Annotated in this window: 17 protein-coding genes; 11 read left to right on the top strand and 6 right to left on the bottom strand. The window is 40.9% G+C overall.

Features of this window, described 5'->3' with window-relative positions; genetic code table 11:
- Positions 1-64: 64 nt before the first annotated feature.
- On the top strand, positions 65-298 hold the full coding sequence (yacG, locus tag NH454_RS06655; RefSeq protein WP_253038583.1) for a DNA gyrase inhibitor YacG: 234 nt from the start codon (positions 65-67) through the stop codon (positions 296-298).
- Positions 299-571: 273 nt separating this feature from the next.
- Here yacG and NH454_RS06650 read toward each other — a convergent pair whose 3' ends face one another.
- The gene (locus tag NH454_RS06650) at positions 572-1,099 is read right to left on the bottom strand and encodes a Spy/CpxP family protein refolding chaperone (RefSeq protein WP_253038582.1); all 528 of its coding nucleotides are present in this window, start codon (positions 1,097-1,099) and stop codon (positions 572-574) included.
- Between the two features lie 170 nt (positions 1,100-1,269).
- Between NH454_RS06650 and NH454_RS06645 the strand changes: the two genes are divergently transcribed.
- The 3 genes from NH454_RS06645 to NH454_RS06635 are packed head-to-tail and all read left to right on the top strand — an operon-like array spanning position 1,270 to position 4,288.
- A complete protein-coding gene (locus NH454_RS06645) occupies positions 1,270-1,959 on the top strand; it encodes a response regulator transcription factor (protein WP_135923540.1) in 690 nt (229 codons plus the stop codon).
- Between the two features lies 1 nt (position 1,960).
- Entirely contained in the window at positions 1,961-3,346 is a 1,386-nt protein-coding gene (locus NH454_RS06640; protein ID WP_135923539.1) for an ATP-binding protein, read from the top strand.
- Positions 3,347-4,288 carry an alpha/beta fold hydrolase gene (locus NH454_RS06635; RefSeq protein ID WP_135923538.1) on the top strand — a complete coding sequence of 314 codons (942 nt, stop codon included), beginning with the start codon at positions 3,347-3,349 and terminating at the stop codon, positions 4,286-4,288.
- Here the strand turns inward: NH454_RS06635 and NH454_RS06630 are convergent.
- Positions 4,267-5,106: a cation diffusion facilitator family transporter gene (locus tag NH454_RS06630; protein ID WP_235381844.1), complete on the bottom strand. Its 840-nt coding sequence runs from the start codon at positions 5,104-5,106 to the stop codon at positions 4,267-4,269. The two genes, NH454_RS06635 and NH454_RS06630, sit on opposite strands and share 22 nt — an antisense overlap.
- Before the next feature lie 170 nt (positions 5,107-5,276).
- Here NH454_RS06630 and trmL point away from each other — a divergent pair, with 170 nt between their 5' ends.
- The 3 genes from trmL to NH454_RS06615 all read left to right on the top strand — a co-directional run bounded on the left by trmL (position 5,277) and on the right by NH454_RS06615 (position 7,719).
- The gene (gene trmL, locus NH454_RS06625; RefSeq protein WP_054550977.1) at positions 5,277-5,741 is read left to right on the top strand and encodes a tRNA (uridine(34)/cytosine(34)/5-carboxymethylaminomethyluridine(34)-2'-O)-methyltransferase TrmL; all 465 of its coding nucleotides are present in this window, start codon (positions 5,277-5,279) and stop codon (positions 5,739-5,741) included.
- Positions 5,742-6,043: 302 nt separating this feature from the next.
- The gene (locus tag NH454_RS06620) at positions 6,044-6,880 is read left to right on the top strand and encodes a sensor domain-containing diguanylate cyclase (protein WP_253038581.1); all 837 of its coding nucleotides are present in this window, start codon (positions 6,044-6,046) and stop codon (positions 6,878-6,880) included.
- A complete protein-coding gene (locus NH454_RS06615) occupies positions 6,859-7,719 on the top strand; it encodes an EAL domain-containing protein (protein WP_366030669.1) in 861 nt (286 codons plus the stop codon). Before NH454_RS06620 ends, NH454_RS06615 begins: the two co-directional genes overlap by 22 nt.
- Positions 7,720-7,906: 187 nt before the next feature.
- Here NH454_RS06615 and gpsA read toward each other — a convergent pair whose 3' ends face one another.
- The 4 genes from gpsA to NH454_RS06595 are packed head-to-tail and all read right to left on the bottom strand — an operon-like array spanning position 7,907 to position 10,165.
- Positions 7,907-8,914 (bottom strand): NAD(P)H-dependent glycerol-3-phosphate dehydrogenase, encoded by a 1,008-nt coding sequence (gene gpsA / locus NH454_RS06610; RefSeq protein WP_135923535.1) that lies wholly within the window; start codon positions 8,912-8,914, stop codon positions 7,907-7,909.
- A gap of 3 nt (positions 8,915-8,917) precedes the next feature.
- Positions 8,918-9,403, bottom strand: coding sequence for a protein-export chaperone SecB (gene secB / locus NH454_RS06605; protein WP_135923534.1), 486 nt, complete (start codon positions 9,401-9,403; stop codon positions 8,918-8,920).
- 39 nt (positions 9,404-9,442) lie between these two features.
- Complete coding sequence (gene grxC, locus NH454_RS06600; RefSeq protein WP_135923533.1) at positions 9,443-9,700, bottom strand: glutaredoxin 3; 258 nt, start codon at positions 9,698-9,700, stop codon at positions 9,443-9,445.
- A 33-nt stretch (positions 9,701-9,733) separates the two neighbouring features.
- Positions 9,734-10,165, bottom strand: coding sequence for a rhodanese-like domain-containing protein (locus NH454_RS06595; protein WP_135923532.1), 432 nt, complete (start codon positions 10,163-10,165; stop codon positions 9,734-9,736).
- A gap of 192 nt (positions 10,166-10,357) precedes the next feature.
- Between NH454_RS06595 and gpmM the strand changes: the two genes are divergently transcribed.
- From gpmM to NH454_RS06575, 4 genes are read left to right on the top strand one after another with little or no spacing between them, the layout of a single operon-like run.
- The gene (gene gpmM / locus NH454_RS06590) at positions 10,358-11,902 is read left to right on the top strand and encodes a 2,3-bisphosphoglycerate-independent phosphoglycerate mutase (RefSeq protein WP_253038579.1); all 1,545 of its coding nucleotides are present in this window, start codon (positions 10,358-10,360) and stop codon (positions 11,900-11,902) included.
- A gap of 3 nt (positions 11,903-11,905) precedes the next feature.
- Positions 11,906-13,045 carry a peptidoglycan DD-metalloendopeptidase family protein gene (locus tag NH454_RS06585; protein WP_253038577.1) on the top strand — a complete coding sequence of 380 codons (1,140 nt, stop codon included), beginning with the start codon at positions 11,906-11,908 and terminating at the stop codon, positions 13,043-13,045.
- Positions 13,046-13,080: 35 nt separating this feature from the next.
- Positions 13,081-14,346 (top strand): S41 family peptidase, encoded by a 1,266-nt coding sequence (locus tag NH454_RS06580; protein ID WP_253038575.1) that lies wholly within the window; start codon positions 13,081-13,083, stop codon positions 14,344-14,346.
- 35 nt (positions 14,347-14,381) lie between these two features.
- Positions 14,382-15,140, top strand: coding sequence for a divergent polysaccharide deacetylase family protein (locus NH454_RS06575; RefSeq protein WP_249930253.1), 759 nt, complete (start codon positions 14,382-14,384; stop codon positions 15,138-15,140).
- Positions 15,141-15,344 lie beyond the last annotated feature (204 nt).

Here is a 15,344-nt window from a genome sequence, read left to right as displayed (position 1 = left end):
TTACTGGATTATCAGCTAACTGTTCAGTAAGATCTGACAAAAGTGCTTATTTGAGAGTTATTCCATGCCAACAGTTGTAAACTGCCCAACATGCAAAACCAAAGTTGAATGGTCAGAGCAAAGCCCGCATCGTCCATTTTGCTCAAAACGCTGCCAGCTAATAGATTTAGGTGAGTGGTCGTTTGAGAACAATAAAATTTCTAGCCCAATTAGCAATGCTAATGAGCTTAGCCAAGATATGATTGAAGATATTGAAGCCATGCTCGCTAAAAATGACGACTCATTCTTTAAAGAATAAAGTTTAAGTAATACCAACCCGCAATAATACTTAATCACTTTCAGGGATTAAACCTGTCGCTACCTGGGTTAAAAATTTCTGATTTACGACGGCATGGATGCAGAAGGTAGAGCAATGCAGGATCAATTGCCGAGCACAACTAAATAACGAAATTTTTGCTTTGTTATCAACGAGGTTTTGCTGCCTCAAAATAGACCACTTTATTAAGCACATTGGTATGAAATACAAAAATGCGGCATTTGCCGCATGTTATATATTAATAGTAACTCGCTTTTAACCTTCAGAGCGCTCACCTTTACGCTCGCCACGATTTCCATGATGACCCTTTTTATGGCCTTTTTTACGAAGATGCTTTTTAATTTCTTGGTAGCTTTCACGTTGCTCAGTATTCAAAACCTGCCAAATATCATGCTCTGATTTCATCTTTAACAAGGCAAACTGCTGAGCTTTCGCCTGACGTGCTTTGATTAGCTCAAGAGCCGCATTTTCGTCAAATTTTGCTGTAGATAATAATACATCCATTTTTTCTTTGTGAGCTGCACGAGCGGCTTTCATTGCATCTTTGTCACCACGTAACGCTTCAAATTGCGTTTTCTGCTCAGCAAAAATCGCTTTTAGTTTCGTTTGCTGCTCTTCTGTAAGTTGTAATTTATCAATACCGCGCTCAGAAAGTAAAAAGCGTGCTTGTGGGTTCATTCCACGATAAAAGTCACCTTTTGCCATTGCTGAAGTTGTACCAACACTGGCTGCTGCTAAGCCACAAACAAGTACGAATTTAGAAAGTTTATTCGAAATAGTCATAATCATTACCTTTTGTTGAGTGGTGTTCCAGAGTCGTTTTCGACTGATGAGTTAACTATACTCATTACAATGCAAAGGAACGCAAAGCAGTGTAAAGGTTGTGTAAAGATTCACTTTTACACAATTTACTGAGTAAAATAACCTCAAAGAATTAAACTGCTAGGTGTCAAATGAAACTATTAATGATCGACGACGATACAGGGTTGTGCGAATTACTCAGTGAGTACTTAACAGCACAGGGATTTACAGTAGATTGTTTTCATGATGGCGCTGAAGGACTAAAACAAGCACTGCAATATAACTACGAACTTATTCTACTTGATGTGATGCTTCCCTCTATGGATGGGTTTGAAGTCTTAAAACAATTAAGGCAGCATAAACTCACTCCTGTGATCATGCTAACAGCCAAAGGAGAGGACTTTGATCGTATCTTTGGGTTAGAGCTTGGCGCTGATGATTATATTGCCAAACCATTTAATCACAGAGAGCTACTAGCTCGCGTTAAAGCAATTACCCGTCGTATTGAACATATTAATAGTCTGTCTAATCAACATAGCAATTCGTTAAGTGTAAACAGTATCAATATTAACTTTGCAACACGTGAGGCCTCAGTAAACGACAACATCCTCAGCCTAACAGGTACTGAATATGAAATTCTTGCAATGTTAGTAGACCATGCAGGAGAAGTGATCAGTAAAGAACAAATAAGTGAACAAGTATTGGGGAGACGCCTTGCTCCGTTTGACCGTTCAATAGATATGCATGTGAGTAATATTCGTAAGAAAATAGCTGAACATGTCAACAATGAACGAATAAAAACAATACGTGGTAGTGGCTACGTACTCATTCAAGGTGAATAACATGACGCCTCCTAGTTGGTTAAAGCACCCACGTCACTACCTATTTTTAAAAATCTTTGTATGGTTTTGGATTACCGTGCTGGCCACCATTACCCTACTCGTTTTTTTGAGTCAACTAACCAGCAATGTAGGCAGTGATAATCTACGCGGCCCGATGCTAAAAAACTTGCAGTACACTGCAAAAAGTATTGAGCGGATAGTTGCTAAACATGGCAAATCAACGCAAGAAGTATTATCCCATCCGCGCTTTTCAAAGCATAAATTGCTGTACTTAAATGGTGACGTACACGGAGTTGAAATGCTCAGTGAACCTATCTCTAAAGACATTGACTTAAGTTTGCTTAACTTTACTAAATACATGAGCCCACAAATTATATTTACCGATGAGTATCAAGCTTATGGGCCAATAGAATTAAATGTACCCGAAGGTAAGTTTTACCTCTATGAGATTGACGAGAAACGCAAAAAGCCGTTCTTCGTTAGCTTATGGCTAATGCCAACGTGGTTAAAGCTATTTATCGCTTTAATTGCATCATTAATGCTTAGCTTTTTCTTCAGTCGCAACTTAATTGCACCTATTAATAGCCTAAAAGAAACAGCAAAAAAACTCGCAAATGGTAACTTAGCAGCCCGAGCTGATGTATCGTCCACTCGACAAGATGAACTTGGTGTACTCGGACGTGATTTTAATGCTATGGCAATACAGCTTGAACAACTTATTACGGCTCAAAAGCGATTACTAGCAGATATTTCTCATGAGCTGCGTTCACCTTTAACGCGCTTAAAAATGGCAACTGGCCTTGCGCAAATGCAGGCTGATGATACCCAACAGGCCTATTTAGAGCGTATCGAAAAAGAAGCCAATCAGCTTGATAAAATGATTGCCGATGTACTACAGGTGTCACGGTTAGAAGCGAAGAGTCAGACCCTTTCATTAAGTACGCAGTCACTACAAATCATAGTCGATCACGTACTTAACGACGCCCAATTTGAAGCCAAACAAAGTAATAAAGTATTGCGTGTTAATGGTGCGCTCAAAACCGATATTCGGTGTGATGAAACCTTAATTGCCAGTGCGCTTGAAAACGTGCTTCGCAATGCAATTAAGTACGCAGAGCACACCATTTCAATTAACCTAGAAGAGTCTGATGCTATTTACATGACTATTTGCGATGATGGTAAAGGTGTTGATGAAGCAAACCTTGCAAGGCTGTGTGAGCCTTTCTTTCGTCAAGAGCATGCACGCGATAGAAACACCGGAGGTACAGGTTTAGGGCTTGCAATTGCAAAGAATGCGATCTCTGCACATGATGGTACACTAACACTTGAAAACCAAGAACATGGTGGACTTTGCGTTAACATCCGCCTTCCTTTAAAGAGTCAGTAAATGTTTTATAGCACTGAAGCTAGCCTTATAAATAACACAGAGCACATCAATCAGTTTTTTTCTGAGCAATTACAAAAAGACTTTCTTAGCACGAGTCATGGTCAGCTTTATTATGGTTATGCCATACCTGAGCAAGCAAATACAGCTGTCGTCATTAGTAGTGGCCGAATTGAGTCTTTGGTTAAGTATAAGGAGTTACTGTGGGAACTTTATCAAAATGGCTTTGCGGTTTTTAGTGTTGACCACCAAGGCCAAGGTCGCTCTTATCGTCATTTAAAAAACGCTCACAAAGGCTATGTAAATCGTTTTACTGACTATGCCGATGACTTTGCCGTGTTTATTGATAAAGTGGTAAAGCAGCACTGGCAAGGAAAGCAGGTTTTACTCGGCCATTCAATGGGGAGTGCTATTGCCTATGATTACCTCTCGCGTTATCAGCATCAGTTTTCAGGTGCTTTTTTATCCGCGCCAATGTTTGATATTCACACCAAAGGTACACCAAAGCCTTTAGCAAAACTGGCAGCTAAAATTGCATCCTTACTTGGTCTTGGTCGTAGTTACGCATTTGGCCAAAGCGACTATTTGCCGGTCGACTTTACAGCCAATGAATTAACCAGTAGTGAAATTCGCTATAAGCTGTTTAGGGAACTGTATGCAGCAGAAGATGATTTACAACTAGGTGGCGTCACCTACGGCTGGCTCAATGCATCGTTTGATTTTATTGCTTCTTTAATCGATAAAAAAGTCGATATTCCTTTATTTATCGCAAGTGCAGAGCAAGATACCGTGGTCGATAATGCTGCGCAATTTGCACTTACCCATAAACAGAAACATGCACGATTGAAAACCTACGCGGGTGCTCGCCATGAACTGTTATGTGAACGCGACGAGATAAGACAGGCAGTACTCAGCGATTTTTATCAGTTTTGTGACTCTGTTTGACGAGACTTCTGAACGACTGAGAGCGGGTCTAGGTGAACTAATATATCCATCTCACATGCAAAATGAGTTTGGATCATTACCTCAACTTCATCAGCAACTTGATGAGCACGAATGAGCGATAGTGAATCTTCTAGCTCCAAATGCATTTGAATGAATTTGATCTTACCGCCTTGGCGAGTACGAATATCATGTGCGCCATAAACATCTCGATGACTATTTACAATGGCAAGAATCGTTTCTTTTTCTTCATCTGGAAGCTCTTTGTCCATAAGATGATCAGCACTTTCACGGGCAATATCCCAACTGTTATAAAGTAAATAAACTGCGACGCCAATTGCAAACAGAGGATCTGCATATGCAACACCGTATTTAGCCAACACAATAGCCAGCAACACAGCTAGGTTTAAGATCAAGTCACCTTTGTAATGAATTGAGTCAGCTTTAATTGCGATAGATTCTGTGTGGTTAATCACTTTGGTTTGTACAAATACCACCACTAACGTACAAACAATCGCAAAAATACTTACCCAAATACCTAAATCAGAATGCTTTAAGGTAACAGGGTTGAATAAACGCTCAATACCATGGAACGCTAAAAAACAACCAGAACCGGCAATGAATGCAGCTTGAGCAAGGCCAGCTAATGCTTCCGCTTTACCATGACCAAAGCGATGATCATCATCCGCTGGACGTAATGCATAACCTAGCACTAAAAAGCTCATTAAAGATGCAGTGATGTCCATCAGTGAGTCGGTTAATGAGCCAAGCATAGAAGCTGAGCCTGAAGCAAGCCACGCCCAACTTTTTGCGGCAATCATCAAGCTGACCATAGTGATAGTCACTAAACTAGCTGTTTTAACCCAAAACTCATAACTGCGATGTTGCACAAAACTTACCTTTAGATATTAACAGTTGTCAGTATATCATCTTTTTATTTGAGTTCGTGTATACTCACCGACAATTGATATTGTTTAAAAAAGAGAGTCACATGCTTGATATAGTGTTATACCAACCAGAGATCCCACCTAACACTGGAAATATCATCCGTTTATGCGCAAACACTGGCTACGCCTTACATCTTATTGAACCTCTTGGCTTTGAATGGGATGACAAGCGTGTAAAACGTGCAGGACTTGATTATCATGAATTTAGTCACGTACAACGTCATGCTTCGTTCGAAGCATACCTAGAAAAATGCCAACCTAAGAAAGTCTATGCATGTACGACTAAAGGCAGTCAGTTTCACCATCAAGCACAATACCAACCAGGTGACTGTTTAGTGTTTGGTCCGGAAACTCGAGGCCTACCTGATGAGCTCATTCAATCTTTACCTAAAGAGCAACGAGTACGTATCCCGATGCAAAAAGACAGTCGAAGCATGAACTTATCTAATTCTGTGGCTGTATTTGTATATGAGTCTTGGCGTCAACTTGGCTTTGTTAATGGCCAGTAAGTTATTGAAAAAACGTTTTTAATAAAAACACACTAATTATTTAGCATTACCATTTTTTATGAACTAACCTAAATAGGCTGGCTTGTTCCTAAAGATGGTTTTAAATGCGCCCTTTTCATATTTTATGTTGCTCGACCTTGCTGATGCATCTTCCATTAGGTAAAGCATCAGCTGCAACAACCTTGCCCACGCAAGCTTCTAATTTTCCATATATCATTCTTCTGGCCTTCATTATCTTATTACTTTTGGCTTGGCTGTTTTTTTATTACAGAAATAAAAAAATGATATTCACGGATGCGTTATTGTCTAAAGCAAAAGATGCTATTTGGATAACCGACGAAGACTTCAATATCATTGAGATAAATGACGCTTTTTCTGAAATTACTGGCTATCAAAAAGTCGATGTTATCGGCAAAAAGTTTAAGGCGCTAACTCAAAGCGGTCGAGACCAACAGCTTGAAGCAATCATTCTCCAAGAGTTAGAGCAAGATGGTTACTGGTCTGGCGAAATGTGGAACATTCGTAAAGACGGTCAACCTTACGCTCTGGCTTTATCAATCACCAAAGTAATAACCTCATCACTGACTAAGCCTACTGTTCGCTATGTTGGACTGTTTTACGATATCACAACTCGTAAAAATACTGAGCGCAGTATGCTTAAGCTCACAACAAAAGATACTGTTACAGGATTATCGAATCGTGCTATTTTTATTGAATCTCTTGATAAAGCAATCAAAGCATGTAACGACACTTACCCGAGTTTACTTATCGTATTTATTGACATCGATAATTTCAAAAAGATAAATGACTCTTTAGGTCATACCTTAGGTGATGTGTTACTCAAAGAGGTCGCGTGCCGCTTAACAGCATCGCTCAATTCAGGCTTCACAATCGCCAGACTAGGTGCAGATGAGTTTGCAATACTTGTTCCTCCATACCTTTATTCAGGAAAAACGATATTCTTTGCAAAGCAAACTGTGGATACAGTTCTTCAGCAATTCAAAACACCTTTTATGCTGGATAATTTTGAAACTTCATTATCTGTATGTTGTGGTCTCGCTATTTATCCAGACAATGCTTATAACTGCGAGAACCTGATGCGCAGTGCGAATAGCGCATTAAATCATGCAAAAAAATAGGCCGAAATACATACCAGTTTTTTGATAAAGATCGCCACACACTTGACCCAACCGAGTTAACGAAAGAAAGCGCTCTGTTTAAGGCAATTACCAATAATGACTTTGAGCTTTACTTTCAACCTAAGTTTGATGCTCAACACAATCGTCTGCATGGCTTTGAAGCCCTAGTTAGGTGGCCTCAAGATGATGGCAGTATTATAACACCTGACGAATTCATCCCTCTTGCAGAACAAAATGGTGCCATTATCCCACTAACACAATTACTAATAGAGCGGTTACTAAAACAACTATCTAGCTGGCAAAAGCAAAATATACGGTTTGGCAATGTAGCCATTAACATTTCTGCATTACACTTTCAGCACAGTAGCTTAATAGACACATTAATAGAATACTTAGGCAAGTTTGATGTGCCAGCCTACTGCTTGGAGTTAGAAATAACAGAAAGTGCAATGATGGATAACCCTGAGTTTGCCCTTCAGCAAATGACACGTATAAAAGCGCTTGGTGTTAACATCGCCCTAGACGACTTTGGTACAGGGCACTCATCGTTAAGTTACCTGAAACGGTTTCCTATCGACACCCTAAAAATTGACAAATCCTTTGTCAAAGACATCGCTCATAACGATCAAGATAGAAACATCACGGCAACTATTGTTCGCTTGGCAAAGTATCTCGGTATTAATATTATTGCCGAGGGCGTTGAAACCCAAGAGCAAGCTTACATGTTACATATTATGGGTTGCCATTTTCAACAGGGATTCTATTACAGTAAGCCTCTTAAAGCTGAACAAGTGGTCGATTTCATTAATAAAAACAAGTTAAACAACCAACTTAAGTAATACCTATTCGCTTAATTAAGTGAGCTATTTTGAGGCAACAAAATCTCGTTAGTAACAAGGCTAAGATTTGGTTTTTTAGATCTTTAAAAGAGAAGGTATTAGTACCTCGCATTGCGAGCAGTTATAAGTTGTAAAAAACAAAAAACGCGATTACTAATCGCGTTTTGTTTTAAGTGCGCCGGTATCATTACTCTGACTTTTGCTCTCGACCAAGCAACGCCATCGCAGCTTCTTTTACATCTTTATTTTCATAAAGCACTTTGTAAATTTGCTCTGTGATCGGCATTTCGATGCCGGTACGCTCAGCAAGTAAAAACACTTCTTTAGTATTTCTATAGCCTTCGACAACCTGACCAATTGATTCGATTGCGGCTTCGACTCCTTCACCTTTACCCAGTGCCAGACCAAAACGACGGTTACGCGATTGGTTATCTGTACAGGTTAAGATTAAGTCACCAAGACCAGCCATGCCCATAAAGGTATCTGAACGGGCACCTAATGCACAACCTAAACGACACAGCTCAGCTAAACCACGGGTTATTAAAGCTGTACGAGCATTAGCCCCAAAGCCAAAACCGTCCGACATACCTGCGCCAATCGCAATAACATTTTTTACTGCGCCACCAAGTTGTATACCAATGAAATCATCATTGTTATACACCCTAAATGAGCGGCCACAATGTAAAAGATCAGCCAGCTGCTTTGCAAAATCTTTAGAAGTCGACGATACCGAAATAGCTGTTGGCAAGCCCATAGCCATTTCTTTAGCAAAAGTAGGTCCTGAAAGCACAGCCAGTGGAATATTATCCCCAAGCTCTTGTACTGCAACTTCTTGCAATAAACGCCCTGTGTTAGGCTCTAAACCTTTTGTTGCCCACGCAACTTCAGCTTCCTCGTTTAACCATGGTTTTATTTTCTGTAGAGTGCCTGCGAAAGCATGACTTGGTACAACCACTAGAATGATTTTACTTGCTTTTACTGCTGTTTCTAGATCAGCTTCTAGCTTTAGCGACTCAGGAAAGGTGACATCAGGAACATAACGTTGATTTTTTCGCTCAGCTGCAAGCGTAGCAACGTCATCGCTATTGCGCCCCCATAAAGTGACTGGGTGACCATTTCTGGCAAAGCAAATAGCAAGGGCGGTGCCATACGACCCCGCCCCTAAAACTGTAACAGCTGATTGTGCTGTAGTCATAGCTTATGCGTCTGCAGTTGCCTGTTGCTCTTGAGCTGCACGCTGTTGCATGTATTGAGCAAAAAGAGCATCAAAGTTAACTGGTGCTAAGTTTAATTGTGGGAAAGTACCACGGTTAACTAAGTTTGATACTGCTTCACGAGCGTAAGGGAAAAGTACGTTCGGGCAGAATGCACCTAGCATGTGTGCAAGTTGTACTTCTTCAACATCAGCGATAGTAAAAATACCTGCTTGTTGAATTTCACAAAGGAACGCAGTTTCTTCACCGATAGATGCTGTCACTGTTAATGCAAGAACAACTTCAAATACACCTTCTTCTAACTTGTTAGAACGAGTATCTAGGTCAAGTTTAACTTCAGGAGTCCACTCTTTTTGGAAAATTGCTGGCGAATTAGGTGTCTCGAATGAAACATCTTTTGTGTAAATACGTTGGATTGTGAATTGCGCGCCTGCTTGTTGTTCTGCTGCGTTTTGATTTTCTTCGTTCATTGTAATTCCTATCTTGAATTCGTTTTTATAATTAAAAATTTAAGCGTTAAGCTTTGCGTCTAAAAGGCCTTGAGCCTCTATTGCCATCATGTCGTCGCAACCACCGATATGTTCATCATTGATGAAAATTTGTGGCACCGTGTAACCACCATTTGCTTTATCGATCATTTCATCGCGTCGTTCTGGATGAACACCAATATCAATGTTCGTGTAGTTTACACCTTTACTGTCTAACAATGCCAAAGCGCGTTGGCAAAATGGGCAGTAAGCCTTTGTGTAAAGAACAACATTACTCATAATAATTCCTCTATCGAGCTGCAACGTAGATATTTAACGGCCTGTCGTTGTTGGTAGGCTCGCTGATTGCCATGCACCCATACCACCTGATAATACATAAACACGCTCATAGCCTGCTTTATGCATAGCAGTTGCGATACCTGAAGCTGTCATGCCTGTAGTACATACAAGTATAATGGGTTTACTCTTGAACTTTTCAAGGCTTGAAAAATCAGATTGTTTAGCTTTTTCCGGATTTAAATGCTCAGCACCCGCAATTCGACCCGAATTAAATTCTTTTTGAGGACGAATATCAACGACTTGACCATCTTCACGATTAATCAGCAAAGTTACTTGTTGTGGGTTAATCTGGCGAATAGCTGAAAATTTACTTTTAAACCAACTGCTGATCAGCATTGCTACTAATGCTAACCAAATGATGCTCAAAACCGGATGATTTGAGATAAATTCAATATATTGATCCATGCGTTTTCCACTAAGAAATTTAGGTACCACAGCGCATAGCCATGGGTTAATTAAAATTTGCCACGCAAGTATACGTGCTTGAATTGAAAATGCTAGGGCGTGAAATATTTTAATATGACATATTGATAGCTGATCAAAACCATAAAACACGGTATGCTAGATATATATAAGTGCCAATCTTCAGGAGCTATAATGACAGAGCATAAAAAACCATTGGTATTAATGATCTTAGACGGTTGGGGATACCGTGAAGATACAGAAAGTAACGCTATACTTGCTGCTAATACCCCAGTACTCGATAACCTTTGGGCAACCCGCCCACATACATTAATTTCAGGTTCGGGACTTGATGTTGGTTTACCTGCAGGACAAATGGGTAACTCTGAAGTAGGCCACGTAAACTTAGGTGCTGGCCGTATTGTTTACCAAGATTTTACGCGCATCACAAAAGCCATTGATGATGGTGAATTCGATAGCAACCTAGCACTTGTTGATAATATCGACAAAGCTGTAAATGCAGGCAAAGCTGTACATATCATGGGTCTTTTAAGCCCGGGTGGTGTTCATAGTCACGAAGACCACATTGTTGCAACGATTGAACTTGCAGCCAAGCGCGGTGCAAAAGATGTTTACTTCCACGCTTTCTTAGATGGTCGTGACACGCCGCCACGCAGTGCAAAAGCATCAATTGAGCGTATCGAAGCCCTATTTGCAGAACTTGGCTGCGGCCGTTTAGCAACACTTGTTGGTCGTTACTATGCAATGGACCGCGATAACCGTTGGAACCGTGTCGAGCTTGCTTATGACGTTATGGTTAGCGGCATTGCTGAATACAGCTACACTGATGGCGTAACCGCACTAGAAGAGGCTTATGCACGTGATGAAAACGATGAATTCGTTGCTGCAACTACAGTAGTACCAGAAGGCCAAACAGCTGTTGAGATTAATGACGGCGACACTGTTATCTTTGCTAACTTCAGAGCAGACCGAGCACGAGAAATGACTCGTGCCTTTGTTGATGCTGACTTTAGCGGTTTTGATAAGAAAAAATCACCTAAGTTAAGCGCTTTTGTAATGATGACTGAGTATGCAGCAGACATTAAAGCACCGATTGCATTTGCCCCAGAGCCTTTAACAAATGTATTAGGTGAATGGCTAGAGAAACAAGGTAAAACACAACTACGTATCTCTGAAACAGAAAAATACGCACACGTGACCTTCTTCTTTAGTGGTGGCCGTGAAGATGAATTTGTTGGCGAGACTCGCGAACTAATTCCATCACCACAAGTTGCAACATATGATCTGCAACCAGAAATGAACTCAGAAATGCTGACCGATAAATTGGTTGAAGCAATCGCTAGCGGTAAATACGATGCCATCATCTGTAACTACCCTAACGGAGACATGGTAGGTCACTCAGGTGTATTCGAAGCTGCAGTGAAAGCATGTGAAGCTGTTGACCACTGTATTGGTCGTGTTATAGCTGCACTTGAAGAGCATGGTGGTGAAGCGCTGATCACAGCAGACCACGGTAATGCAGAACAAATGGCTAACCCAGCAACGGGTCAAGCACATACCGCACACACTAGTGAGCCTGTGCCATTTATCTATGTTGGCCGTGATGCGACACCACATGATGGTAAAACATTAAGTGACGTGGCTCCTACCATGCTTCACCTACTCGGCTTAGAGCAGCCAAGTGAAATGACTGGTAAACCAATCATGACGCTGAAATAAGCTATGAGTAAATGTATTAACCACTTCTTTAAAACTGGTTTAATACTGACTTCATTAGTAACAACTTCGGTTGTTGCTAATGAAGATCAAACCAAAAAAGACTTATCAGACATTCAATCAGCTTTACAAAAAACAGAGGCTGAGCTTAAAGGTCAACGCAAGTCCATTGCTCAAATGCGCAAAGATCTGCGCGCCCATGAGCTCGATATAGCTCAAAATGCCAAAGCATTAAACCTTGCAGCCCAATCGGTTAAAGAAAACGAGCAACAACAGCGAGAACAACAAGCTAAAGCACAGCAGCTTAAAGCTCAACAAGCCAAGCGACAAACCTTATTAGCTGCCCAGCTAAAAAGCGCCTACATGGCTGGTAGCCATGACTATTCAAAAATGCTGCTTAACCAACAAGACACTGCCAAAATTGAGCGCACACTCAGTTATTACAATTACCTAAATAAAGCACGCATTAAGCAAATTGAAGAGCTCAAAGCACTGCAGCAAGAAATAGCTGACAACCAAGCTGAGCTTGAAAAAACGAAACAACGTCTAGTTGCCTTATATGATGAGCAAAAGCAGCGTCAGCAGGCCTTAGTTAAAGCTCAACATGAACGTAAAAACAACCTCAATAAACTTCAGTCAGCACTCAAAGAGACTAAAAGCTCAATAGACTATTTAAAAGAGAATGAACAAACTCTCATCACAGCCATTGAAGAGTTAGAAAGAGAGCGCAGTGAAAAAGTAGAACTACTAGGTCTTCAAAGCAGTAAAGGAAAGCTAGACTGGCCAACCAAAGGGGCACTACGCCATCGCTTTGGACAACGTAAGCACGGCAACATAGACTGGAAAGGCGTACTCATTAGTGCCAAAGAAGGCAGTAATGTTAAAAGCTTACAGAACGGCCAAGTTGTTTATGCCGATTGGTTAAATGGCTTTGGTTGGGTGATTGCCATTGACCATGGTGATGGCTTTATGAGCTTATACGGCCATGCTCAAACTCTACTTCGCGATGTTGGTGACCTTGTTAGAGAAGGCGAAACAATTGCTTTAGTTGGTCAAAGCGGCGGACAACCAGATCCTGGTCTATACTTTGAAATACGCCACAAAGGACGCGCAGTAAATCCTGTAAAATGGTGCAGACGCATTTAATAGATTAAATAGCTGCACCCTATGAGGAGCAGCTGATGCTAAACACAACCCTTACATTCAGAGCTATCTACCCAGCCAAGTTTTTTACTCAGCTGTGTTTTATAACGTTAGTTACATTATTTTGCTTGGTGTTTCAATCGTTCCCAAGCATTGCTAAACCTTCGCTTGAAACACTTCATCGTCAACAGTTAAACGAAATACTTTTTAATATTCACACCTATTATGTAGATGATTTGAAGTTACAAAATAGCTTTGTTAGTCAACCTAATAACGACCAAGTGGAAGCATTACTAGAACAGCTTGATCCCTACTCTAAATATCTTAATGAAAATGAGCTCGATGCCATATTTAGCAACACCAATGGCCGTTACACAGGCTTGGGGATCGAAGTTAAAATGAATAATGGACGAGTTTATATCGTCAATACTTTAAGTAACTCCCCAGCAGAACAAGCGGGATTACAAATAAATGATGAAGTTGTTGCGATTAATCATCAGCCTGTCATGAATAAGAGTATTGATGAGGTTGCAACGCTGATTCGAGAGAGCGGATTAGACGCCGTCAATGTTTCAATCATGCGAAAAGAATCAACAGCATTAAGCTTTTCAATTAAGCGCCAACAAATCACACTAGAAAGCGTTCATGGCTACCTATCCGATTCAGGCGTCGCTTTATTAAGCATTAATACATTTAATAATCACACACTACATGACGTTGCACGTGAACTTGCAAAAATGCAAGTTAATAACAGCTTCCCATTATCTGGTTTAATTATTGATTTACGTGATAATCCCGGCGGCACATTGCAAGGCGCCATAGAGGTTGCAGACTTATTTTTAGACAGCGGCATCATTGTTTCAACGAAAGGACGCTTTAATGAGGCAAACCAGAGATACACTGCACATAGCGGTGATATTTTAGAAGGAGCCCCTATTGCTGTTTTAATAAATGAAAACTCCGCTTCTGCCGCAGAAATACTCGCCGCTGCACTTCGCGATAACCAACGTGCAACTTTAATTGGCGAAACATCTTTTGGTAAAGGCTCAGTGCAATCGCTTATTCCGCTAGGCAACGGTAATACAGCATTAAAACTCACCACTGCGCGTTATTATACCCCTCTTGGTCAGTCAATAGATGGTAAAGGGATCACACCTGATGTGAGTATAAATCAAACAATACTTTCAGAAATTAACCAAGACGTTATAATAAAAAATATACAAGAATTGGCGCTTTTTAGTTCACTGCTTGATAGACAGGACAAAAAACAGCTGACAGCAAAACAGTTCGCTATTATGCAGTAAGTAAGCGCACACACTGGATATAATAATTACAAAAAGTGAATCGACTAAAAAGCTTATTAATCGCTACTTTGTGCTTGCCTCTATTCTGCCAAGCAAAGCAAATTGCCATTGTTATAGACGACATTGGTAATAATCAACGCGATCTAGAGATACTCAACTTACCTGGGCAAGTTACGTTTTCTATCTTGCCCCATACCCCTTACTCACAAATTTTTGCAGAGCGTGCTAGTAAAACTCATAAAGAATTGCTTTTACATGTTCCAATGCAAGCGCTTGATAAAAGCAAAGCGCTTGGTCCTGGAGCCCTCACCGATACTATGACTAAGTCTGAGTTACAAACAACCCTCGGCCATGCGTTAGCATCACTGCCACAGGTAAAAGGGGTCAATAACCATATGGGCTCTGAGCTAACACAGCTTACCGAGCCAATGAAATGGACGATGGAAGTTTTAAAAAAACGTGGTTTGTACTTCTTAGATAGCCGTACAACCAGCCAAAGTGAAGCGCAAAATGTTGCTAACCTGTATGGTGTGGCTAATGTATCTCGTCATGTATTTCTTGATAACAATGTCACCCAAAGCCAGCTACAACATCAACTTGAGGAACTTAAAAGCAAAGCTGAGCACTTCAACTACGCAATCGCCATTGCTCACCCCTACCCAGAAACCGTTACATTTCTTCAGCAAGCACTCCCAGAACTTCAACGACAAGGATTCGAACTTGTTCCTCTCTCACAACTAGTCGAAACCAAATACATTCAACTAGCCAAAGCAGAACAAAGACAAGGGGAGTAAGCGTTATAAACGTGAGTGGCGAGTTAGCGAGTTAGAAAGGGTAAAGTTTGAGAGCTGGCGTAGGTTGGGTAGAGCGCAGCGAAACCCAACATCAATAGAGCTTTCAGCCGCCAGCTGTCAGCCGCGCGGTGGAGGTGTTTTGTAATGCGTCTCCATCTGCCGGGGGCTGTAGCTTCTAGGCTCTAGGCAAAGTGTACTTGTAGG

This window comes from Pseudoalteromonas sp. Ps84H-4, from assembly GCF_024124645.1.
GTDB lineage: Bacteria > Pseudomonadota > Gammaproteobacteria > Enterobacterales > Alteromonadaceae > Pseudoalteromonas > Pseudoalteromonas lipolytica_C.
The sequence above is the reverse complement of the archived record's forward strand: the minus strand, read 5'-3'. Positions and strand labels throughout refer to the sequence as shown.